The sequence below is a fragment of the Streptomyces sp. NPDC048352 genome (assembly GCF_040651895.1).
Lineage (GTDB): Bacteria > Actinomycetota > Actinomycetes > Streptomycetales > Streptomycetaceae > Streptomyces.
On the sequence record NZ_JBEZKZ010000039.1, the window covers coordinates 16,158 to 37,001 of the forward strand.

Here is a 20,844-nt window from a genome sequence, read left to right on the forward strand (position 1 = left end):
TGATGGGTGCGCCGGAGGGTGTCAAGACACCTGTGTCGGGAAAGTCCGGCCCGGCGAGTTTCGCACCGTGCGCACTTTCCGTCCTGCCGCCGAAGCCGCCCGATCGGCGTCCGCGGCGGAACCGGCGGCATCCACCAGGGCGTGCACCACCGGCGTGTCGACACCCATCTCCGGATGCCACTGGACGCCCACGGCGAAGCGGTGCCGGGTGCTCTCGATCGCCTCGACGGTGCCGTCCGCCGCACGGGCTGCCACGATGAACCCGGAGCCAAGGCGATCCACGGCCTGATGATGGTGCGTGGCGACCTCGCGGGTCCCCGGCAGGAGGGCGCCGATCCGGGTCCCCGGCGCGGTGGTGACGGTGTGGGCACAGAAGTGGCCCCGGTAGGGGTTGTGGCCGTCATGGCCCACCCTGTCGGGCAGGTGCTGGATGAGGGTGCCTCCGGCGTGTACGTTCATCAGCTGCATACCCCGGCACACTCCGAGCACGGGTATGTCGCGGGCGAGACCGGCGGCCAGTACGGCCTGCTCCCACCGATCGCGCTCGCGGACCGGCGGCCCCGTACGCGGGTGGGGCCGGGCGCCGTACAGGGCGGGATCCAGGTCCTCGCCTCCCGTCAGGACGATCGCGTCCAGACGTGCGACCACATCGGCCGCCGCCGACGGGGCGTCCGGCGGCAGTAGGACGGCCCGGCCGCCCGCGGCCTGGAGACAGCCGGCGTAGGCCGCGGGCAGCACTGCGGCGGGCAGGTCCCACTCGCCCCACCGGGCGTCGGCCAGGTAGGTGGTGAGTCCGATGAGTGGTGGCTGGGGCATACCACTTCCTTTCAGGGCGTGAGGGGTGTCGTCGACGACCGGGTGCACACCCGCCCCGCCGGACGTCCCCGGCCACGGCGGGCTGCGGCAGAAAAGGCGGACGGGGCACTGGCGGAGGGCGCCCCGGCGACAAGGTGGAGGGGCGGTCACGATCCCGGAGCGCGGGCTTGCGTTTTTCTTGCCGCGAGCAAGAATCCTGCTGGCGTTCATCCGCAATCACAAGAAAACACATCTTCGCGACAGATAAGTGAGCCTTAACTCCGTGCACGGACTCGACCCCCGCCTGCTCGCCACCCTCGAAGCCGTCGTGCGGCACGGCTCCTTCAACGCCGCCGCACGCGAGCTCGGCTACAGCGCGCCCGCGATCTCCCAGCAGATCGCCGAACTCGAACGCCGCTCGGGCCTGAGAGTGCTGGAGCGCCGGCCCGTGCGCGCCACACCGGCCGGCGAAGTCCTTCTCGACGCCGAGCAGGGCGTCCGCAACGCGTTGGCGACGGCATCGGTGGAACTCGACGCCATGCGTGCCGGTACGGCCGGACGGATCCGCCTCGGCGCCTTCGCCTCGGCCGCCACCAGCATCGTTCCGCAAGCGCTGGCCCGACTCCACACGGCCTACCCCCACGTGCAGGTCAGCCTCAGCCAACTGGAACCCGAGGCCTGCTACAACCGGCTCAAGCGGGGGGACATGGACCTGGCCCTCAGCTACGACTACGACTTCATCCCCGTCCCGCCGCCCCGGATGCTGCGCCGGACGCTGGTCGCACGGGATCCGGTGGTGGCCGTGGTCCCGGCACACCACCGCCTGGCCGACAGGGAGGTCATCGACCTGGCCAGCCTCGCGTCCGAGACGTGGATCGCGGCTCCGGAGGCCGCACTGCGCCTGGAACTGCTTTCCCAAATGGCCAATACGCCAGGTTTCCAGGCCCGCCTGCAGTACGAGGGGGACGACTTCAACACCGTGCTCGGCTTCGTGGCCGCAGGGCTGTGCGTTGCCGTCATGCCGCGACTGGCGCTGCCCCGCGGCAGCACCCGGGTCGTGGCACGCCCGCTGGCCGAGCCGCAGTTGACGCGCTTCATCTACGCCGTCCGCATCGACACCCGGCACGCCCCGCGCGCCGTCCTGGACCTGGAGCAGATGCTCGCCGCGCAAGCGCTGGCCGCGCTCGCGTGAGGTGCGCCGCGCGGCGGCGTCAGCAGCCGGAGGTGGACGGATCGTGAACGCACGTGAAATACGGCCAACTTGGCGGCGGCCGCACGCGCGTAGACCCCACGTGACGCCAGGATTCTCGGGACGTCCGACTATCGGACGCGGTGGCTGAAAGTTAAACTATTGTGTGACGGGCCCCCTACGTTTGCGGCGGTTGACGTTCCAGCGAGAGGAAACCCCTCATGACCGCCGCCGACAGTACGCCGCGAACGGCCCGCGTCCTCACCGGCTACCGCCCCGAGGACGGCTTCCTGGCCGTGGAGCTGGACCCGCCTCCGGGCGAGTACGTATGGCACGACGAACACGCCGAGCAGCAGGAGCAGCGCTACGGCCCGGGTGCGGGCTACCACCAGTGGCTGGCAGTAGACGCACGCGACGGCGCCGTATGGTTCGGCGACATCGACTGGCGGGCCCCGTCCCAAGACCTCGGCAGCCAGCTCCCCGGCCTCCCCCGCAGGACGCTCGGCGACGGGGCCATCCCGGCACCCGGAGTCATGGTGCAGCTGCTCGGCCACCTGACCCACGACGAACGGCGGGGCTGCTCCTGGCGCTTCTTCACCGCTGAGGAGCTGCACGCGCTCGCCCTGCGCATACTCCCCGCCGTGCAGCGGCTCGTGGACTCCATCCACCGCATCGGACCGGACGACGAACTGGAGTGGTCGGCCGAGGCCGCCACCGCCTGGGACGACATCGAGCAGGCCGCGACACACACCGTCGACCTTTCCGGCGATCTCCGCTGGCCCAGGCTGGGCACGACACCGATCCCTGGCTGGCGTGTCGAGGTCGGCGCGTTCCTCGCCATGAACCCCGGTCTGTGCGATCCCTCCTGGGGCCTGGCCACGGACGCGGAACTCGATGCCTACGCCGACTACAGTCCCGAGAGCGGCTACGGCGGCGTACCGGGGCGGATGTGCCGCGCCGCCGACCGGCAGATCGAGGACGGTTTCACTTTCTACGGCCACCGTGCCGCCCTGTACGCCTACCGCGCGCAGGCGTGCGGCGACCGTGTTCCGACAGACGCCCGCGTCTGGCTGGAGACGACAGAGGCGGGTCGGGGCACCTGGGAGGCGGCCAAGCCCCCCGGGGCCACCCTCGCCGACGTCCCCGACTGCGTGCTGGCGGCCTTGGCCGAAGGGTTCCAGAACTCCGCGCACGAGGAGGGTCTGGTCCTGACGGGCCTGGACGCCCATCTGCGCCGGTTGCGCGCCGAGGAACGCTCCGCCGTCGACCAGCAGCTCGTCCGCGAGGCCGAGGAAGTCGAACGCCTCGAGAAGATGCTCAAGGACTTCCGCGCGGCACGGAACCGCACCGTGACCCGGATCCTGGCCTGGTCCGATGGGCGTAGCGACGGGGAAATCGCCCGCCTGGCGTCCATGCCCGACGACTGCGTCAGCGACTGGCGGGCCCGCCTGACCGACGAACAGACGGCGGCCACACCCGCAAGCTGAAGCATGTGCGGCGAAGACAGGGCGAGCTGGTGCCGCCGGGACGGCGTCGACACCATCGACCGCACCTTGACCGGAGCCGAGCAGGCCGGCCACGAAACGGACCGTACACCGTGGCTGCGACCACCCCGCGACCACATCCAACAGCTCCGCGAGGCTGTCCGCCGACTCCAGTCGCCCGCCTCACCGGCCTTGAGCGTCACGGCCTCCCGGCCGCAGCCCGGACGTGCGACCACATGGCGACCACCATGGCTCCGGACGCACGAAAGGCCGCCCTCCCATGGATGAGAGAACGGCCTCCGACCTGCTAAAAGCATGGTCGGGACGACAGGATTTGAACCTGCGACCCCTTGACCCCCAGTCAAGTGCGCTACCAAGCTGCGCCACGTCCCGTTTTCCTGCTTCGTGCCCCCCACCTGGGGTTTCCCCCTCGTGGCGGGCACATGCAGAACATTACCCCACGCCGAGGGGTGTGTGTGCACCGGCGAAAGGCGTACGAGAGAGGATGTCCGGGTGAGGGAACAGGACCGGGACCGGGACGGTGAGGGGCGGGCGCGCAGCGGGCGTCCGCGGGACGGGCTGGGGCGGCCGCTGCCGTACGGGGCCGAGGGCGTGCCCCGGCAGCCCGAGGGGGTGGTGCGCACTCCGGCCGAGACGGTCGCGCAGGCACAGGGGCTGCTGGACGCCGGGATGCCCTTCCACGCGCACGAGGTGTTCGAGGACGCGTGGAAGTCCGGGCCCGCGCAGGACGCCGACCTGTGGCGCGGCCTGGCGCAGCTGGCGGTGGGGCTCACGCACGCCGCCCGGGGCAACGCGGTGGGCGGGGCGCGGCTGCTGCGGCGCGGGGCCGACGCCCTGGCCGGGCGCGCGGACGCGTACGGGATGGACCTGGCCGCGCTGACGGGGTGGGCCCGGGGGCTGGCCCGCCGGGTGGAGGCCGGGGAGCCGGTCGACGCGGCGGCCGAGGCTCCGCGGCTGTCGGGGCCGCCGGAGCCGGTTTAGGCCGGCTGGAGGAGGTCCCAGCGGTTGCCGTAGAGGTCCTCGAAGACGGCGACCGAGCCGTACGGCTCGTGGCGCGGCTCCTCCAGGAAGCGGACGCCCTCGGCGGTCATCCGGGCGTGGTCGGCCGCGAAGTCGGCGGTGTAGAGGAAGAAGCCGACCCGGCCGCCCGTCTGGTCGCCGACGCGGGCGCGCTGGGCTTCGTCCTTGGCTCGGGCCAGCAGCAGGGCGGACTCCTTGGCGCCGGGCGGGCGGACCACGACCCAGCGGGAGCCGTCGGGGCGGGCGGTGTCCTCGGCCAGGTCGAAGCCGAGCGCGCGGGTGTAGAAGTCGATGGCCTCGTCGTAGTCGCGGACCAGGAGGGCGGTGAGGGCGATGTGGGATGGCATGCCGCTATTGTGCGCCGAGGAGGACGACCTCCAGGGTGCGGGGCCCGTGTACGCCTTCCACCCGGTCCAGTTCGATGTCGCTGGTGGCCGAGGGGCCGGAGATCCTGGTCAGCGGGCGGGTGGGGTCGAGGCGTTCGAGGGCCTGCGGGACGGAGTCCACGACCTGGCCGGGAACGCGGACCACGCAGATGTGGTGGTCCGGGATCAGGGTGATGCGGCGCCGGCCCTGGTCGGGGCCGCCGTCGAGGACGAGGGTGCCGGTCTCGGCGACGGCCAGGGCGCAGCCGGTGACCACGCTGTCGACGCGGTCCAGCTCGTACGGGGTGGAGTCCGCGCGGTCGTGGACGCGGGTCGCGTCGGCGGCGGACAGCCAGTGCGGGGGCAGGGCCGGCGGTACGAGCACCGTCTCGGACCCGTGTTGGGCCAGCAGCCGCATCAGCAGCCGCGCGATGCCGTCCTCGTCCGTGCGGTGGACCTTCGCCCGGTACTCCGTGAGGTGGGCGGCGAGGAGGTCGGCCGACTCCGCCGCGGTGCGGGTGGCGTGGACTCGGAGGTAGTCCCGGGGGACTGCGGGGTCCGGGCCGGAGGCGGCCCTGCGGATGCGGGCCAGGATGCGGTCCTTGCTGCTCACCGTCGGCTCCCCCGTTCACGGGCCCACCAGTCGCGGAAGGATTCCGCCGGGATGTCGGGCAGTTCTCGGCTGTCGGTCCAGGCCCGGCCCGGTCCCGGCAGCCGGCGCGGGCGCAGCCGGCGGGCGCGCGCCAGCAGGCGCTCCCCGGCGCGGAGTGCGCCGGGGTGGTCGAGGAGGAGGCGGGCGGCGCGCATGGCGGCCCGTTCGGCGGTGTGTCCGCGGGCCGGACGGATCCGTACGCGTACCCCCTCGCGGGTCACCGGGCCGCCCTGGACCACGCGTTCGCGCAGGTGGACGAGGACCTCGGGGATGTCGATGGCGACGGGGCAGACCTCGTAGCAGGCCCCGCACAGGGTGGAGGCGTAGGGCAGGGTGGCGTCGATCGCGCTGGCGGTGCCGCGTAGTTGGGGGCTGAGGACGGCGCCGATGGGACCCGGGTAGACGGAGCCGTAGGCGTGGCCTCCGGCGCGTTCGTAGACGGGGCAGACGTTCAGGCAGGCGGAGCAGCGGATGCAGCGCAGGGCCTGGCGGCCGGTCTCGTCGGCGAGGGTGTCGGTGCGGCCGTTGTCGAGGAGGACCAGGTGGAAGGCGGAGGGGCCGTCTCCCTCATGGGTGCCGGTCCACATGGTGGTGTACGGGTTCATCCGTTCGGCGGTGGAGGAGCGCGGCAGGGTCTGGAGGAAGATCTCCAGGTCGCGGAAGGTGGGGACGACCTTCTCGATGCCGACGACGGAGATGAGGGTGTCGGGCAGGGTCAGGCACATCCGCCCGTTGCCCTCGGATTCCAGGACGACCATCGTGCCGGTCTCGGCGACCATGAAGTTGGCGCCGGAGACCGCGACTTGGGCACGCAGGAACTTCTCGCGCAGGTGGAGGCGGGCGGCTTCGGCGAGTTCGCGCGGGTCGTCGCCGAGGCCGTCCGGGGCCGGCCTGCCCCAGCGGCCCATCTGCGAGCGGAAGACGTCGCGGATCTCGCCCCGGTTGCGGTGGATGGCGGGGACGAGGATGTGCGAGGGGCGGTCGTGGCCGAGCTGGACGATGAGTTCCGCCAGGTCGGTCTCGTAGGCGGCGATCCCGGCGGCTTCCAGGGCCTCGTTGAGGCCGGTCTCCTGGGTGGCCATGGACTTGACCTTGACGACCTCCCGCTCTCCGGTGGCGCGGACCAGGTCCGTGACGATCCGGTTGGCCTCGTCGGCGTCGGCCGCCCAGTGCACGGTGCCGCCGGCCGCGGTGACCGCGGCCTCCAGCTGGAGCAGGTAGCGGTCGAGGTGGCGGAGCGTGTGGTCCTTGACGGCCTTGCCCGCCGCGCGCAGCCGGTCCCAGTCGGCGAGTTCGGCGACCGCGCGGGCCCGTTTGTCGCGGATGGTGTGGGTGGCGTGCCGGAGGTTGGCGCGCAGGACGCCGTCCCGCACGGCTTCGCGGGCGGCGTCGGGGAAGGGCGGGAAGGCGGGCATGCCCAGGTGCGTCCCGGTCATGGCAGGGGGTCCTCCTCCGTGGCGGCCAGGATCTCGGCGAGGTGCAGGGTGCGCATCGGGGCTCCGGCCCGGTGGAGGATGCCGCCGAGGTGGGCCAGGCAGGAGTTGTCGGCTCCGCACAGGACGTCGGCGCCGGTGGCGCGGGCGGCGGCGGTCTTGTCGGTGCCCATCGCGGTGGACACGTCCGGGTTCTTGACGGCGAAGGTGCCGCCGAAGCCGCAGCATTCCTCGGCGCCCGGCAGCTCGACCAGGCGCAGCCCCCGGACGGCGTCGAGCAGCCGCCGGGGGCGCTCGCCCAGGCCGAGGGAGCGCAGGCCGTGGCAGGAGGGGTGGTAGGTGACGGTGTGGGGGAAGTACGCGCCGACGTCGGTGACGCCGAGGACGTCCACGAGGAACTCGGTCAGCTCGTACACCCGCGGTACGAGGTCCGCCGCGAGGTCCGCCAGTCGGCTGCCCCGTCCTTCCCGGGCGGCTTCGCGGCCGATGCGCGGGTAGTGCGTGCGGATCATCGCGGCGCAGGAGCCGGAGGGGGTGACCACGTGGTCGAAGCCGGCGAAGGCCTCGGCGGTGCGGCGCAGCAGCGGTTCGGCCTCGCGGCGGTAGCCGGTGTTGTACTGCGGCTGGCCGCAGCAGCTCTGGGCGGCGGGGAACTCCACCTCGACGCCGAGCCGCTCCAGGAGCCGTACGGCGGCGATACCCGTGCGGGGGTACAGCGCGTCGTTGACGCAGGTGACGAACAGGGCGGCGCGCATGGTGGGCACAATAGCCCGGTGAAGAAGTTCTCAGTCATCGGCATAGGCGCGGGCGACCCTGACCACCTGACCCTCCAGGCGGTCAGGGCGATCGGCGCGGCGGACGCATTCCTCATCCTGGAGAAGGGGGAGGAGAAGTCGGATCTGACCGGTCTGCGCCGGGCGATGCTCGACGCGCACGCCCGTCCCGGCCACCGGCTGGTGGAGGGCCGCGACCCGGACCGGGACCGCACCCCGGCCGACTACACCCCGACCGTGGACGGCTGGCGCAGCGCGCGGGCCGGGATCTTCGAGCGGTTCATCGCCGAGGACCTCGCGGAGGGCGAGACGGGGGCGTTCCTGGTGTGGGGCGACCCCTCCCTGTACGACTCCACGCTCGCGATCCTCGAAGAGGTGCTGGAGCGCGGGCGGGTGGCCTTCGAGCACGAGGTGGTGCCCGGCATCAGCAGCGTGTCCGCGCTGCTGGCCAGGCACCGGACCAATCTGAACCGGGTCGGGCGGCCGGTCCAGATCACCACCGGCCGGCGGCTCGCCGAGGGCTGGCCGCAGGACGTGGACGACGTGGTGGTGATGCTGGACGCGCGGCACGCCTTCACCGCCCACCTCGACCGGGACCTCTACATCTACTGGGGTGCCTACGTCGGCACGCCCGACGAGATCCTGGTCCAGGGCAGGCTGGCGGACGTCGCGGGCCGCATCGAGGAGCTGCGGACCGAGGCCCGGGCCCGCAAGGGCTGGATCATGGACACCTACCTGCTCAGGCGTCCCTGAGGTAGGCCGGCAGGGCGGCGGCGAGGCGCTCGTACTCCTCGGCCCGGTTGTAGATCTGCCCGCAGACCCGGATGCCGCCGCCGCCCTGCCGGGCCCAGATCAGCACGCGGATGCGGAGCTTCGCCGCGAGTTCCTCGCGCATGGCCGCGGCGGCTTCCTGGGTCTCGGCGGTGCCGGGCGGCAGCAGCAGGGAGCGCATGGCGACGCCCGGGGTGTACGGGAGCGGGGTCAGGCCGGGGATCTCGGCGAGCAGCTCCGCCCCGTAGGCGGCGAGGGCTTCGTTGTGGGACCGGACCGCGTCGGCGCCGAGCCGTTCGATGAGGTCGAGGCCCCCGGGGGCGGCCAGCCAGCCGGTGTAGTCGGCGGTGGCGCGGAACTCGACGGAGCGCGGGAAGCCGTGGTGGTCCTGCCAGGACGGGGAGAGGGCGCGGACCGCGGCCCGGTGGGCGGGGGACACGGCGAGGAGGGCGGTGCCGGAGGGCGCGTACCCCCACTTGTGGAGGTTCCCGAACCAGAAGTCGGCGCCGGCGGCGACCGGCTCGGCCAGCATGCCCGGGGTGTGGGCGCCGTCGACGACGGTGGTGACCCCGCGGGCGGAGAGTTCGGCGAGCAGCCGGGGCCCGGCGACGAGGCGGGCGGTGGGCGAGCTGACGTGGTCGAGCAGGGCCACCTTGGTGCGGGGCGTGAGCGCCGCCAGCACCGTCTCACGCACGGCGTCCTCGTCGGGCAGGTGCGGGTCCAGGGCCACGGTGGTCACGCGGGCGCGGCGGGCGGCGGCCGCGGTGACGGTGCCGTAGCCGTGGTCGGTGACCAGCACCTCGTCGCCCTCGGCCAGGGGGATGGCCGCGAAGGCGAGGTTGGCGCCCTCGGTGGCGTTGGAGATGAACGCGAGGCCGTCCGGGTCGGTGCCCAGCCGGGCCGCGATCCGGGCGCGGGCTCCGGCCAGGCGTGCGGGGACCTGGTGGAAGAAGGCGTCGGGGTCGGCGTGTGCCTCCGCGCGCAGCGCCTCCTGCGCTTCCAGGACCGGTAGCGGGACGGCCCCGTACGAGCCGTGGTTGAGGTGGGCGACGGCGGGGTCGAGCCGGAAGAGGCCGGGGCCGCCGGGGAAGGCGGGCGGGGCGGAAGGGGCGGACGGCGCGGTCACGGTTACCTCCGGACGGGGGGTGGTGGTCGGGCGGGCGCGGGCCCCGTGTGGGCCCGCGCCGTGAGCATGCGGTCTCGTTCCCGGGACGGAAAGGGCCGCCTGGACCAGATTGGCCTGCCCGGCCCCGCCGGATCGGGTCGTGGCCCGCGCCGCGCTCGGCGCCGTCGGTCCCCCGCCGGGTCGGTTCGTGCCCCGCGCCGCGCCCGGTGCCGGTGCGGCGTGCTGCCGTCGGGCGCGCCGTCAGGCCCGCGTGCCGTCAGGCCGGGCGGCCGCTGGTGGCCGCGTAGTACTGGAGGTCCTGCACGGGCACCCCGCGGGCCACCGGGTACGGCAGCTCCACCCGCGCCGACGCCTTCCCGTCGCGCACCACCTGCGCCGAGCTGGTACCGGGCCGCAGCGGCAGCAGTTCTGCGTGGACTCCGGCGGGCGCCCCGTACTCCCGCGCGGCGGAGCCCACCCGGGTGCGGACGCCGGCGGGCTCCGTCAGGAAGCTGAGCACCTCCACGGTGTCCCGGGCGGCGGCGCTTCCCCCGCGCAGGGACATCACCAGCGACTGGTCGCCCGTCGGGCCGGCGTACGCGAACTGGGTGCGGGAGGTGAGGTACAGCGTGTCGCGGACGATGCGCGGCCAGCCGCCGGTCTTGAAGCGGGTCAGGTAGTACGAGCTGAGGTCGAGGTACGCGTACCCGTTGTGCAGGGACGGGGCGAACTGGCTGCCCTCGGAGTAGTCGTTCCAGGTGGTCAGCTGCACCCAGTCGGCGCCGTCCTCGATGGCGTGGGTCCAGGTGGCGCGCAGGGTGGCGGTGTTGCCGGCCTCGTCGTAGACGCCCTGGTTGGGGCGGGCGTCCTGGACGGACACGGGCTGCATCCAGATCTTGCCCCGGGCGTGCGCCCGCCGGACGTCGGCGGCGGCGCCCTCCTGGCCGGCGTAGCTGCGGCTGCCCCACTCGGAGAACCCGTGGCTGATGGGTGCGAAGGCCTCGCTGTGCGCGTCGGAGTCCAGGAAGAGGGGGACGAAGGCGGTGCCCAGGCCGTGCCGGGACCGCAGGAGGTCCAGGACCCGGCGCCACCAGTCGGCGCTCTTCTGCTCGGCCTTGAACGGGGAGACGACGAGCCGGCCGTCGTCGAGCCGGTGCGCGGCCGGATGGCTGCCGAGGGCGGCCAGGGCGTCGGCCATCACGGCCGGGTCGTCGGTGTCCAGGGAGGTCATGTCCGGCATCAGCATGATCTTGAAGCCGGGGTCGACGGCGTGGGCCGCCCGCATCAGGAGGCCGGCGCGCTCCCGGTTCTTCCCGGTGAGGGAGAGCAGGTCGAGGGTGAAGCCGTCGAGGCCCGCGGCGCGGGCGGTGCGCACCTCTTGCTGGAGGTTGGCGTACTCCCAGTCGCCGTCCCGGGGCGGGACGGGGAGCGGGCGGTCGCGGAGCAGGCCTCCGTACCGCCGGTGCTTGCCGTTCTCGCCGCCGGGGTCGAGGTAGTTGCGGGTGTAGTAGTCGGCGTCGGCGGGGGCGTTGTCGAGGGAGAGCGGGTACGGGGTGAAGTAGTGGGCGAACACCAGCTTGCGGCCGGCGTCGCCGGAGCGCAGCGCGGCCGGCAGGGGAAGGTCGAAGGGCAGGGTGCCGGTGGGGCGCGCCCCCTCGGGGCCGGCCTGGCCCGGGGGGCGCGCGGAGGGCGGGACCCCGCCCTGGCTCCGGCCGTCGTCTCCGGCCGGGCCCGCGGCGGAGGGGGCGCCGGGCGGGGTGCCCGTTGCGGCGGAGGGGGGCAGGCCGCGGGCGGGTGCGGCCCGGTCCTGGCCGGCGGCGGCCGTGAAGGGGTGCCAGGCGAGGCCGGCGGCGGCGCAGGCGCCGGCGAGGAGGAACGCGCTGAGCAGCAGGGCGAACGGGCGGCCGCGTAACCGGGCGGGGCGCCGGTGCGACGGGGGCCTGTGCGGCCGGTCCACTGTCATCTCGACCCCTCCCGGGAGCGTGCCCCGCGACCGGGGTCGTTCAGCAGTAGAGCGGATGAGCGCCCCGCGGACAACCGTTCGCGGCGGCCGGGGGGCACGTGTGCGCACACCCGGCTGCTCACCGCCGTCCGGCGGGGCCGGGTGCTGACGGTGACGGGCCGCTTCCCCGCACCACGGAGCCTGCTGGTGCGGGAGGTCGCCCGGCGGCTCTCGTCCCACTTCTGCGACGGGGCCGTGGTGGTCACCGTCGGCCCGGACGGCGGGGTGCGCGGCCTCGTGGCCGCGCTGGGCCGCGTACCGGGCGCGCGCTTCCTGCCGTACGGGGCGGCCGACGCGGCCTCCTGGCCGGCGGAGCGGGACATGCTCCTGGTCCTGGACGGCAGCGACCGGCTCGGCCCGCAGGCGCTGGCCTGGCTTCGGACGCTGCTCGCGGCGGCTCCCGGCCTGCGCGTCCTGGCGGCCGGGCGGCACCCGCTCGCCGTGGGCCAGGGCCGCGTGCACCGGCTCTGACGGCTGCCGCGGCCCCGGCGCGGACACGGCTCCGCCCCGGCCGGGCACGGGGCCGGCCGGGGCGGAACGCGTACTGCCTGTACTGCGGCAGCGGGGGGGGTCAGCCCAGCAGCGCGAGCGCCTTGTTCAGGCTCTCGGAGGGGCGCATGACCGCGGCGGCCTTGGCCGGGTCGGGCTGGTAGTAGCCGCCGATCTCGGCCGGGGAGCCCTGGACGGCGACGAGCTCGCCGACGATGGTCTGCTCCTGCTCGGCCAGCGTCTTGGCGAGCGGCTCGAAGGCCGCGGCCAGCTTCGGGTCGGCGATCTGACGCGACAGCTCCTGCGCCCAGTACAGGGCCAGGTAGAAGTGGCTGCCGCGGTTGTCGATGCCGCCGAGACGACGGGTCGGCGACTTGTCCTCGTTGAGGAAGGTGCCGGTGGCGCGGTCCAGGGTGTCCGCGAGGACCTGGGCGCGGGCGTTGCCCGTGGTGGTGGCCAGGTGCTCGAAGGAGGCGGCCAGCGCGAAGAACTCGCCCAGCGAGTCCCAGCGCAGGTAGTTCTCCTTGACCAGCTGCTGGACGTGCTTCGGGGCGGAGCCGCCGGCGCCCGTCTCGAAGAGGCCGCCGCCCGCCATCAGCGGGACGACCGACAGCATCTTGGCGCTGGTGCCCAGCTCCAGGATCGGGAAGAGGTCGGTCAGGTAGTCGCGCAGCACGTTGCCGGTCACCGAGATGGTGTCCTCGCCGCGGCGGATGCGCTCCAGGGAGAACTTCGTCGCCTCGACCGGGGAGAGGATCTCGATGGTCAGGCCCTCGGTGTCGTGCTCCGCGAGGTACGTCTTGACCTTGGCGATCAGCTGCGCGTCGTGGGCGCGGGTCTCGTCCAGCCAGAAGACGGCCGGGGCGCCGGTGGCGCGGGCGCGGGTGACGGCGAGCTTGACCCAGTCCTGGATCGGCAGGTCCTTGGTCTGGCAGGCGCGGAAGATGTCGCCGGCGGCGACCTCCTGCTCCAGGACCGTGTTGCCCGCGGCGTCGACGACGCGGACGGTGCCCGCGGCGGCGATCTCGAAGGTCTTGTCGTGGCTGCCGTATTCCTCGGCCTTCTGGGCCATCAGGCCGACGTTCGGCACCGAGCCCATGGTGGACGGGTCGAAGGCGCCGTGGGCGCGGCAGTCGTCGAGGACGGCCTGGTAGACGCCCGCGTAGCTGCTGTCCGGGAGGACGGCGAGGGTGTCGGCCTCGGCGCCGTCCGGACCCCACATGTGGCCGGAGGTGCGGATCATGGCCGGCATCGAGGCGTCGACGATGACGTCGGACGGCACGTGCAGGTTGGTGATGCCCTTGTCGGAGTCGACCATCGCGAGGGCGGGGCCCTCGGCGAGCTCGGCGTCGAAGGAGGCCTTGATGGCCTCGCCCTCGGCGAGCGCGCCCAGGCCGTTCAGGATGGTGCCGAGGCCGTCGTTCGGGGACAGGCCGGCGGCGGCCAGGGTCTCGCCGTAGCGGGCGAAGGTCTTCGGGAAGAAGGCGCGGACCACGTGGCCGAAGACGATCGGGTCGGAGACCTTCATCATCGTGGCCTTGAGGTGCACGGAGAACAGCACGCCCTCGGCCTTGGCACGCTCGATCTGGGCGTTCAGGAAGGTGCGCAGGGCGTCGACGTGCATGACGGACGCGTCCACGACCTCACCGGCCAGGACCGGTACGGACTCGCGCAGGACGGTGGTGGTGCCGTCGGCGGCGACGTGCTCGATGCGCAGCGTGCCGTCCTCGGCGATCACGGTGGACTTCTCGGTGGAGCGGAAGTCGTTCTCGCCCATGGTGGCGACGTTCGTCTTCGACTCGGGGGTCCAGGCGCCCATGCGGTGCGGGTGGGCCTTGGCGTAGTTCTTCACCGAGGCGGGGGCGCGGCGGTCGGAGTTGCCCTCGCGCAGGACCGGGTTGACGGCGCTGCCCTTGACCTTGTCGTAGCGGGCGCGGATCTCGCGCTCCTCGTCCGACTTCGGGTCGTCCGGGTAGTCCGGAAGGGCGTAGCCCTGGCCCTGGAGCTCGGCGATCGCGGCCTTCAGCTGCGGGATCGAAGCCGAGATGTTGGGCAGCTTGATGATGTTGGCTTCGGGGGTCTTCGCCAGCTCGCCGAGCTCGGCGAGGGCGTCGGCGATCCGCTGGCTCTCCTCGAGGTACTCGGGGAAGAGGGCGATGATCCGACCGGCCAGGGAGATGTCACGGGTCTCGACATTCACACCGGCCGTCGACGCGTAGGCCTGGATCACAGGCAGGAAGGAATACGTCGCGAGGGCCGGGGCCTCGTCAGTGTGCGTGTAGATGATGGTCGAGTCAGTCACCGGATGCTCCGCTCCACAGTCTGCGTCTCTCGTCTGCAACATTGCTCGACATCAAGATATCTCGTGATCCGGCCGGTCTGGACAGCCCCCTGCCGCAAGAGGGGGGAGACGCACGTCACGCGGTGACGCGAAAGGCGCCGCCGCCGACCGCTGGGGTCGGCGGCGGCGCCGCGGTGCGCGCCTTTCAGGCGGTGAGCTGCTTGGGGCTGGCGCCGTACTCGTTCGGTCCGGCGTCGCCCTCGATGGCCATGAGGACGACGATCCCGATCCAGCCGACGAAGGGGATGAGGCCGATCAGGTACCACCAGCCGGACCTGCCGGTGTCGTGCAGGCGGCGGACGGTGAGGCCCAAGGTGGGGAGGAAGACGGCGAGGTTGTAGATGTAGAAGACGACCGGGTAGCTGCCGAGCGCGAAGTCGAGCGCGATCAGCGCGACCATGATCGGGATGCTGCACAGGACGAACATCCAGTACTCCCGGCGGCGCGCGCGGCCGGAGAAGTCCGCGTAGCGCTTGATGACGTCGACGTAGTAGTGCACGAGTCCCCCCTAAGGACGGCATCGACGGCCCGGCCTGAAAGCGGCCGGGCACCGGTTATGCCCTCCGGCCATCGCGTTCAAGCCACTGGAGGGTGCTCGGATGTCGCCAACTCCCTTGGTTTCAGAGCCGTTTGGGCATTCCTGGGGCGGGTGCGCCGGCCGGGGCGGGAGAGGGCGGGAGTCCGCCGGGAATGACGGAAGCCTTACGGGCGCGCGCGGCCGACCCCGCTGCGGCGCGCGACTGCGTAGCGTCCGGCGCATGCGCGTACTCGTCACCGGCGGGGCCGGGTTCATCGGCTCCCACATCGTCACCGCCCTGCGCCGGCACGGCCACGACCCGGTCGTCCTCGACGCCCTGCTCCCCGCCGCCCACCCGGCCGCGCCGCCCCGGCTCGCCGGGGAAGGGTCGGTCCGCGGGGACGTACGGGACGCCGACACCGTGCGGGCGGCCCTGCACGGGGTGGACGCCGTCTGCCACCAGGCCGCGATGGTGGGACTCGGCAAGGACTTCGCGGACGCGCCGCAGTACGTCGGCGTGAACGACCTGGGGACGGCGGTGCTGCTCGCCGGGATGGCCGAGGCGGGGGTGCGCGGGCTCGTCATGGCCGGGTCGATGGTGGTGTACGGGGAGGGCCGGTACGAGTGCCCCCGCCACGGCGTGGTCCGCCCCGGGCCCCGCCCGGCGGCCGACCTCGCGGCGGGCCGCTTCGAACCGCGCTGCCCCTCCTGCGGGGCGGAACTCGCCCCGGGCCTGGTCGGCGAGGAGGCACCCGCCGACCCCCGGAACGTGTACGCCGCGACGAAGCTGGCCCAGGAGCACCTGGCGGCCGCCTGGGCCCGCGCCGTGGAGGGCCGGGCGGTGTCGCTGCGCTACCACAACGTGTACGGGCCGGGCATGCCGCGCGACACCCCGTACGCGGGGGTGGCCTCCTTCTTCCGCTCGGCGCTGGCGCGGGGCGAGGCACCGCGGGTCTTCGAGGACGGGGGCCAGCGGCGGGACTTCGTCCACGTGCGGGACGTGGCGGAGGCCAACGTGGTGGCCCTGGAGGCGCTGGACGCCCGCCCGGCCGGGGCCTTCACGCCGTACAACACGGGCAGCGGCGACCCCCACACGATCGGGGAGATGGCCGCGGCCCTCGCCGCGGCCCACGGCGGCCCGGAACCGGTGGTCACGGGGGAGTTCCGGCTGGGCGACGTCCGCCACATCACGGCGGACTCGCGGCGGCTGCGGGAGGAACTCGGCTGGCGGCCGCGTACGGACTTCGCGGCGGGCATGACGGAGTTCGCCACGTCCCCCCTGCGCCCGTCCTGACACCACGGCCCGGGTGCCGGGGGGGGCGGGTCAGGTCGGGAGGGGGAGGGTGAGCTCGAAGCGGCAGCCGCCCGGCACGTTCCGCACGGCGGTGCGGCCCGCGTGCGCCTCCACGATCCCCCGCACGATCGCCAGCCCCAGCCCCGCCCCTGCCGGCGGCGTCCGCGCGGCCGCGCCCCGCCACCCGGTGTCGAACACCCTCGGCAGGTCCTCCGCCGGAATGCCCCCGCAGCCGTCCGTCACCGACAGCACCACCACCCCGGCCCGCTGCTCGGCGGCGGCCGCGACGGCGACGGTCCCGTCGGCCGGGGTGTGCCGGATCGCGTTGACGAGCAGGTTCGCCAGGACCCGGGTCATCTCCTTGCCGTCGACCTCCACCGGGACCCGTTCCACCCCCTCCCCCACCAGCCGCACGCCGTGCTCCCGCGCGAGCGGGTCGACCCCGGACAGGGCGTCCCCGACCAGGTCGTACAGCGACATCCGGCTCGGGCTGAGCGCCAGCGCCCCGGCGTGGATGCGCGACAGCTCGAACAGGTCGCCGACCATCGCGTCGAGCCGTTCCACCTCGGTCCGGATCTGCCGGTGGTAGCGGGCCGGGTCGGCCGCCACCCCGTCCTCCAGGGCCTCCGACATCGCCCGCAGCCCGGCGAGCGGGGTCCGCAGGTCGTGGGAGATCCAGGCGACCAGCTCCCGCCGGGAGGATTCCAGGGCGCGCTCCCGCTCCCGGGAGGCGGCCAGTCTGGCGCTGGTCGCCGCCAGTTCCCGGGACAGCGCGTCCAGTTCGGCGGTGGTCTGCCCGGGCGGCGCCGCGAAGCTGCCGCCGTCGCCGAAGTCCCTCGCCGCGCGGGAGAGTTCGCGGCTGCGCGCCACCACCCACCGGCCCAGCAGCAGCGCGGTGGCCAGGGCGACCACCGCCGCCATCGCCACCACCAGGGTGACCACCCCGAGGTCGTGCGGGGACAGGAACATCGCCTGGGCGACGGCGAGCGTCCCGGCCAGCATGGCCGTGACGGTGACGGCGGCGATCACCGTGAGGGAGACCGCCACCGACCGGTGCCGGACCAGCCGCAGCACCAGGGCCCCGAGCAGCCCCGCGCACGCGGCGCCGCCCAGCGCGAAGAGGGCGATCAGGGCGATGTCCTTCACGCCGCCCCCTCCCCCGCCGGGTCGAAGCGGTAGCCCACGCCCCACACCGTCTGGATCAGCCTCGGCCGGCCGGGGTCCTCCTCGACCTTGGCGCGCAGCCTGCGTACGTGCACCGTCACCGTCGACAGGTCCCCGAAGTCCCAGCCCCACACCTCCCGCATCAGCTCATCCCGCCCGTGGGCGCGTCCCGGATGCCGCAGGAAGTGCGCGAGGAGGTCGAACTCCCGCAGTGTCAGGGCAAGTTCGCGGCCGTCTCGGGTGGCGCGGTGGGTCGCGGGATCGAGCGAGAGCCCGGCACCGGTGAGCCGCCCGGGCACGGGGGCCCGGTCCGCGGCCCGGCTGCGCCGCAGCACGGACGTGACCCGCAGGACCAGCTCGCGCGGACTGAACGGCTTGGTGACGTAGTCGTCCGCCCCCACCTCCAGGCCCGTGATCCGGTCGTCCTCGTCGCCCCGCGCCGTCAGCATGATCACCGGTACGGGTCCGGCCGCGCGCAGCCGCCGGCACACCTCCAGCCCGTCCAGCCCCGGCAGCATCAGGTCGAGCACGACCAGGTCCGGCCGTACCCGCCCGGCCGCAACGAGGGCGGCGGGCCCGTCGGCCGCCTCCTCCACGGCGAAACCGGCGCGCCGCAGGTAGCCGGCGACGACCTCGGAGACGGTCGGGTCGTCGTCGACGACGAGGACCCGCGCGGGCGCTGCTTCCCTGCTGCTGCTCATGCCGCCCAGCCTCCCATCCGCGGGCGGCCGCCGGGACCGCGCACCGGGGCCGGCCGGGGCGACGTCCGCGTTTCGTAAGGAGTACCGGCCCCTTTTCCCGGCCCGCGGTTCCTACCGTGAACCCGTGACCGTGACCGTGAGCGTCGATGTCGTCCTGCCCTGTCTGAACGAGGCCGAGGCCCTGCCCTGGGTGCTCGCCCGCATCCCGAGCGGCTGGCGGGCCCTGGTCGTGGACAACGGGTCCACCGACGGGTCCGCCGCGATCGCCCGCGGGCTGGGCGCCACCGTGGTACGGGAGTCCCGGCGCGGCTTCGGCGCCGCCTGCCACGCCGGGCTGCTCGCCTCCGACGCGGAGCTCGTCTGCTTCTGCGACTGTGACGCCTCGCTCGACCCGGGGCTGCTGACCGGCTTCGCGGCCGCGGTGGCCGCCGGTGAGGCCGACCTCGTCCTGGGCCGGCGCCGGCCCCGCGGCCGGGGCGCCTGGCCCGCGCACGCCCGGGCCGGGAACCTGGCACTGGCCCGAATGCTGCGCCGCCGCACCGGACTGCCGCTGCGCGACCTGGGCCCGCTGCGGGCGGCCCGGCGCGCCGATCTGCTGGCCCTCGGCCTGAGCGACCGCCGCTCCGGATACCCGCTGGAGATGGTGGTGCGGGCCGCCGACGCGGGCTGGCGGGTCCGGGAGGTCGACGTGCCGTACCTGCCCCGGGCCGGGAAGTCGAAGGTGACCGGCACCTGGCGGGGCACGTGGCAGGCCGTGCGCGACATGCGCCGGGTCCTCGCGGAGCCGGCGGCCGCGCCCCGCACCCCCGCCGGGGGTGACCGGTGACCACCCTGCTCGTGATCGCCAAGGAGCCGGTGCCGGGCCGGGTCAAGACCCGCCTCACCCCGCCGTTCACCCCCGCCGCGGCGGCCGCGCTCGCCGAGGCCGCCCTCGCCGACACGCTCGCCGCGGTCGCCGCGGCCCCCGCCGCGCGGCGGGTCCTCGTCCTGGAGGGGCGGCCCGGGCCGTGGCTGCCGCCGGGCTTCGAGGTGCTCCCGCAGGCGGCCGGAAGCCTGGACGAACGGCTCGCGGCGGCCTTCGGGGCGTGCACCGGGCCGGCACTGCTGATCGGCATGGACACCCCGCAGCTGACGCCGGAGCTGCTGACCGTCGGCTGGGAGGCGTACGACGCCTGGTTCGGGCCCGCCGTCGACGGCGGCTTCTGGGCGCTGGGCCTCGCGGAGCCGGACCCGGCCCTGTTGCGCGGGGTCCCGATGTCGGTGCCCGAGACGGGGGCCGTGCAGTACGAGCGGCTGCGCGCGGCCGGGCTGCGGATCGGGCGGCTGCCGCGGCTGCGGGACGTGGACACCGCCGAGGACGCCCGCCTGGTGGCGTCCCGCGCCCCCGGGAGCGCCTTCGCGGCGCGGCTGGCGCAGCTGGCTCCGGCGGTACGCGGATGAGCGCCGCGGCGGCCTGGACGGCCGACCCGTACACCCTGGCCCTGCGCAGCGGCCGGGGGCCGCTGTTCCTGCGGCGCGGGGACGGCTGGCTGCTGCCGCTGGAAGTGGAGCGCTGGTGCGAGGCGCCCGACGGCGCCGACCTCACGGTGCTGCGCCGCTGCCGGGGCGCGGTCCTCGACATCGGCTGCGGCCCCGGCCGGCTGGTGTCGGCGCTGGCGGCCCTGGGGCACCGGGCGCTCGGCATCGACGTCAGCCCGGAGGCGGTCGCCCGTACGGCCCGCGCGGGCGGCACGGCGCTGCGGCGGTCGGTCTTCGAGCCCCTTCCGGGTGAGGGGCGTTGGGACACCGCGCTGCTGATCGACGGGAACATCGGCATCGGCGGCGACCCGGCGGCCCTGCTCGCGCGGATGTCGGGGGTGGTGGCGGCCGCCGGGAGGCTGATCGTGGAGTGCGCGGCCGTGGACGCGGAGCTGGACGAGCGGTGCGAGGTCCGCGTGTCCGACGGCGGGGCGGGGCTGGGGGCACCGTTCCCCTGGGCCCGCGTGGGCGCTGCCGCGCTGGCCGCCCACGCGGGCGCCTCCGGCTGGGCCGCGAGCGGCCGCTGGTCGGCGTCGGACCGGGTCTTCGCGGAACTCCGCCGGACGTGACACCGGTCCCACCACCCGCCGCGGCCGCGCCCCGGAGGGGGCCGGGCGCGGGGCGACGCACTGAGCGGCCGCGCGGCGGTGCCGCGCGGCCCGCTCGGTCAGGAGCGCGGCTTCACCAGCGCCACGGCCTCGATCTCCACCAGCTGGTCGGGGAACGCCAGGTCCGTCACGCCGAGGATGGTGTCGGTCGTGCGGTGGTTGCCGACGTACTCCTTGTGCAGCTTCGCGGCGGTGTCGAAGTTCTTGCGCAGGTCCTTGGTGTAGATCTTCATGCTGACGATCTGGCTGCGCGGGATCCGGTAGTGCGCGAGCACCTTGTCCATGTTCTCGAACGAGGTGCGCACCTGCTTCTCGAAGTCGCCGACGCCCACCAGGTTCCCGGCCGCGTCGTGCGACAGCTGCCCCGAGATGTAGACCGTGTCTCCGGCTCTGATGGCCTGGGAGTACCCGTAGGACTCCTCCCAGGACACGCCGAACCCGAAGTGGTCCCAGCCGCGGCGCGCCTGCTCCTGCGCGCTGGCTCCCTGCGGTCCCACGACGGCGATCATCGCGGCCACGACCGCGGCCACCACACCGGCGGTACCGAACCTGCGCCCTGACTTGGTCATTCCCTTTGTCCTTTCGTCCCAGTGGAGCCTGCA

21 protein-coding genes and 1 tRNA gene are annotated in these 20,844 nt (G+C 74.1%); 9 read left to right on the forward strand and 13 right to left on the reverse strand.

Annotated elements, in window-relative coordinates; genetic code table 11:
- Window positions 1–21: 21 nt before the first annotated feature.
- Window positions 22–816, reverse strand: coding sequence for a gamma-glutamyl-gamma-aminobutyrate hydrolase family protein (locus AB0D45_RS20700; protein ID WP_362461046.1), 795 nt, complete (start codon window positions 814–816; stop codon window positions 22–24).
- Window positions 817–1,078: 262 nt separating this feature from the next.
- Here AB0D45_RS20700 and AB0D45_RS20705 point away from each other — a divergent pair, with 262 nt between their 5' ends.
- Both AB0D45_RS20705 and AB0D45_RS20710 read left to right on the forward strand, forming a co-directional pair.
- Window positions 1,079–1,987: a LysR family transcriptional regulator gene (locus AB0D45_RS20705; RefSeq protein ID WP_362461049.1), complete on the forward strand. Its 909-nt coding sequence runs from the start codon at window positions 1,079–1,081 to the stop codon at window positions 1,985–1,987.
- Window positions 1,988–2,205: 218 nt separating this feature from the next.
- Complete coding sequence (locus tag AB0D45_RS20710; protein ID WP_362461052.1) at window positions 2,206–3,471, forward strand: hypothetical protein; 1,266 nt, start codon at window positions 2,206–2,208, stop codon at window positions 3,469–3,471.
- A gap of 313 nt (window positions 3,472–3,784) precedes the next feature.
- Here AB0D45_RS20710 and AB0D45_RS20715 read toward each other — a convergent pair.
- A tRNA-Pro gene (locus tag AB0D45_RS20715) sits at window positions 3,785–3,861 on the reverse strand.
- A gap of 120 nt (window positions 3,862–3,981) precedes the next feature.
- On the opposite strand from AB0D45_RS20715, the gene AB0D45_RS20720 reads away from it, so the two are divergent.
- On the forward strand, window positions 3,982–4,470 hold the full coding sequence (locus AB0D45_RS20720; RefSeq protein WP_362461055.1) for a DUF309 domain-containing protein: 489 nt from the start codon (window positions 3,982–3,984) through the stop codon (window positions 4,468–4,470).
- Here the strand turns inward: AB0D45_RS20720 and AB0D45_RS20725 are convergent.
- Genes AB0D45_RS20725 through AB0D45_RS20740 form a run of 4 tightly spaced genes read right to left on the reverse strand, consistent with a single transcriptional unit; the run spans window position 4,467 to window position 7,714 of the window.
- Window positions 4,467–4,856, reverse strand: a complete 390-nt coding sequence (locus tag AB0D45_RS20725) for a VOC family protein (RefSeq protein ID WP_361606354.1) — start codon at window positions 4,854–4,856, stop codon at window positions 4,467–4,469. The two genes, AB0D45_RS20720 and AB0D45_RS20725, sit on opposite strands and share 4 nt — an antisense overlap.
- Before the next feature lie 4 nt (window positions 4,857–4,860).
- Window positions 4,861–5,487, reverse strand: a complete 627-nt coding sequence (locus tag AB0D45_RS20730; protein ID WP_362461058.1) for an LUD domain-containing protein — start codon at window positions 5,485–5,487, stop codon at window positions 4,861–4,863.
- Complete coding sequence (locus AB0D45_RS20735) at window positions 5,484–6,962, reverse strand: lactate utilization protein B (RefSeq protein ID WP_362461061.1); 1,479 nt, start codon at window positions 6,960–6,962, stop codon at window positions 5,484–5,486. Before AB0D45_RS20735 ends, AB0D45_RS20730 begins: the two co-directional genes overlap by 4 nt.
- On the reverse strand, window positions 6,959–7,714 hold the full coding sequence (locus AB0D45_RS20740; protein ID WP_362461064.1) for a (Fe-S)-binding protein: 756 nt from the start codon (window positions 7,712–7,714) through the stop codon (window positions 6,959–6,961). Before AB0D45_RS20740 ends, AB0D45_RS20735 begins: the two co-directional genes overlap by 4 nt.
- A gap of 18 nt (window positions 7,715–7,732) precedes the next feature.
- On the opposite strand from AB0D45_RS20740, the gene cobF reads away from it, so the two are divergent.
- A complete protein-coding gene (gene cobF, locus AB0D45_RS20745; RefSeq protein WP_361606366.1) occupies window positions 7,733–8,485 on the forward strand; it encodes a precorrin-6A synthase (deacetylating) in 753 nt (250 codons plus the stop codon).
- Here the strand turns inward: cobF and AB0D45_RS20750 are convergent.
- Together AB0D45_RS20750 and AB0D45_RS20755 are read right to left on the reverse strand one after the other, a co-directional pair.
- Window positions 8,472–9,629: an aminotransferase class V-fold PLP-dependent enzyme gene (locus AB0D45_RS20750; RefSeq protein WP_362461067.1), complete on the reverse strand. Its 1,158-nt coding sequence runs from the start codon at window positions 9,627–9,629 to the stop codon at window positions 8,472–8,474. The two genes, cobF and AB0D45_RS20750, sit on opposite strands and share 14 nt — an antisense overlap.
- 256 nt (window positions 9,630–9,885) lie before the next feature.
- Window positions 9,886–11,571, reverse strand: a complete 1,686-nt coding sequence (locus AB0D45_RS20755; protein WP_362461070.1) for an endo-1,3-alpha-glucanase family glycosylhydrolase — start codon at window positions 11,569–11,571, stop codon at window positions 9,886–9,888.
- Window positions 11,572–11,721: 150 nt separating this feature from the next.
- Here AB0D45_RS20755 and AB0D45_RS20760 point away from each other — a divergent pair, with 150 nt between their 5' ends.
- Complete coding sequence (locus tag AB0D45_RS20760; RefSeq protein WP_362461073.1) at window positions 11,722–12,081, forward strand: hypothetical protein; 360 nt, start codon at window positions 11,722–11,724, stop codon at window positions 12,079–12,081.
- Window positions 12,082–12,181: 100 nt separating this feature from the next.
- On the opposite strand, the gene AB0D45_RS20765 is transcribed toward AB0D45_RS20760, so the two are convergent.
- Together AB0D45_RS20765 and AB0D45_RS20770 are read right to left on the reverse strand one after the other, a co-directional pair.
- Window positions 12,182–14,401: an NADP-dependent isocitrate dehydrogenase gene (locus AB0D45_RS20765; protein WP_362461076.1), complete on the reverse strand. Its 2,220-nt coding sequence runs from the start codon at window positions 14,399–14,401 to the stop codon at window positions 12,182–12,184.
- A 184-nt stretch (window positions 14,402–14,585) separates the two neighbouring features.
- Window positions 14,586–14,939 (reverse strand): DUF805 domain-containing protein, encoded by a 354-nt coding sequence (locus AB0D45_RS20770; protein WP_361610528.1) that lies wholly within the window; start codon window positions 14,937–14,939, stop codon window positions 14,586–14,588.
- A gap of 259 nt (window positions 14,940–15,198) precedes the next feature.
- On the opposite strand from AB0D45_RS20770, the gene AB0D45_RS20775 reads away from it, so the two are divergent.
- Window positions 15,199–16,251, forward strand: a complete 1,053-nt coding sequence (locus AB0D45_RS20775) for an NAD-dependent epimerase/dehydratase family protein (protein WP_362461079.1) — start codon at window positions 15,199–15,201, stop codon at window positions 16,249–16,251.
- Between the two features lie 30 nt (window positions 16,252–16,281).
- On the opposite strand, the gene AB0D45_RS20780 is transcribed toward AB0D45_RS20775, so the two are convergent.
- Complete coding sequence (locus AB0D45_RS20780) at window positions 16,282–17,397, reverse strand: HAMP domain-containing sensor histidine kinase (protein ID WP_362461082.1); 1,116 nt, start codon at window positions 17,395–17,397, stop codon at window positions 16,282–16,284.
- Entirely contained in the window at window positions 17,394–18,116 is a 723-nt protein-coding gene (locus tag AB0D45_RS20785; protein ID WP_362461085.1) for a response regulator transcription factor, read from the reverse strand. The genes AB0D45_RS20780 and AB0D45_RS20785 overlap by 4 nt, the downstream gene beginning before the upstream one ends.
- 124 nt (window positions 18,117–18,240) lie before the next feature.
- Here AB0D45_RS20785 and AB0D45_RS20790 point away from each other — a divergent pair, with 124 nt between their 5' ends.
- Genes AB0D45_RS20790 through AB0D45_RS20800 form a run of 3 tightly spaced genes read left to right on the forward strand, consistent with a single transcriptional unit; the run spans window position 18,241 to window position 20,203 of the window.
- On the forward strand, window positions 18,241–18,942 hold the full coding sequence (locus tag AB0D45_RS20790) for a glycosyltransferase family 2 protein (protein ID WP_362461088.1): 702 nt from the start codon (window positions 18,241–18,243) through the stop codon (window positions 18,940–18,942).
- On the forward strand, window positions 18,939–19,556 hold the full coding sequence (locus AB0D45_RS20795; protein ID WP_362461090.1) for a DUF2064 domain-containing protein: 618 nt from the start codon (window positions 18,939–18,941) through the stop codon (window positions 19,554–19,556). Before AB0D45_RS20790 ends, AB0D45_RS20795 begins: the two co-directional genes overlap by 4 nt.
- On the forward strand, window positions 19,553–20,203 hold the full coding sequence (locus tag AB0D45_RS20800; protein WP_362461093.1) for a methyltransferase domain-containing protein: 651 nt from the start codon (window positions 19,553–19,555) through the stop codon (window positions 20,201–20,203). Before AB0D45_RS20795 ends, AB0D45_RS20800 begins: the two co-directional genes overlap by 4 nt.
- A 98-nt stretch (window positions 20,204–20,301) precedes the next feature.
- Here AB0D45_RS20800 and AB0D45_RS20805 read toward each other — a convergent pair whose 3' ends face one another.
- Window positions 20,302–20,811, reverse strand: coding sequence for a RidA family protein (locus AB0D45_RS20805; RefSeq protein WP_361610076.1), 510 nt, complete (start codon window positions 20,809–20,811; stop codon window positions 20,302–20,304).
- Window positions 20,812–20,844: the final 33 nt, after the last annotated feature.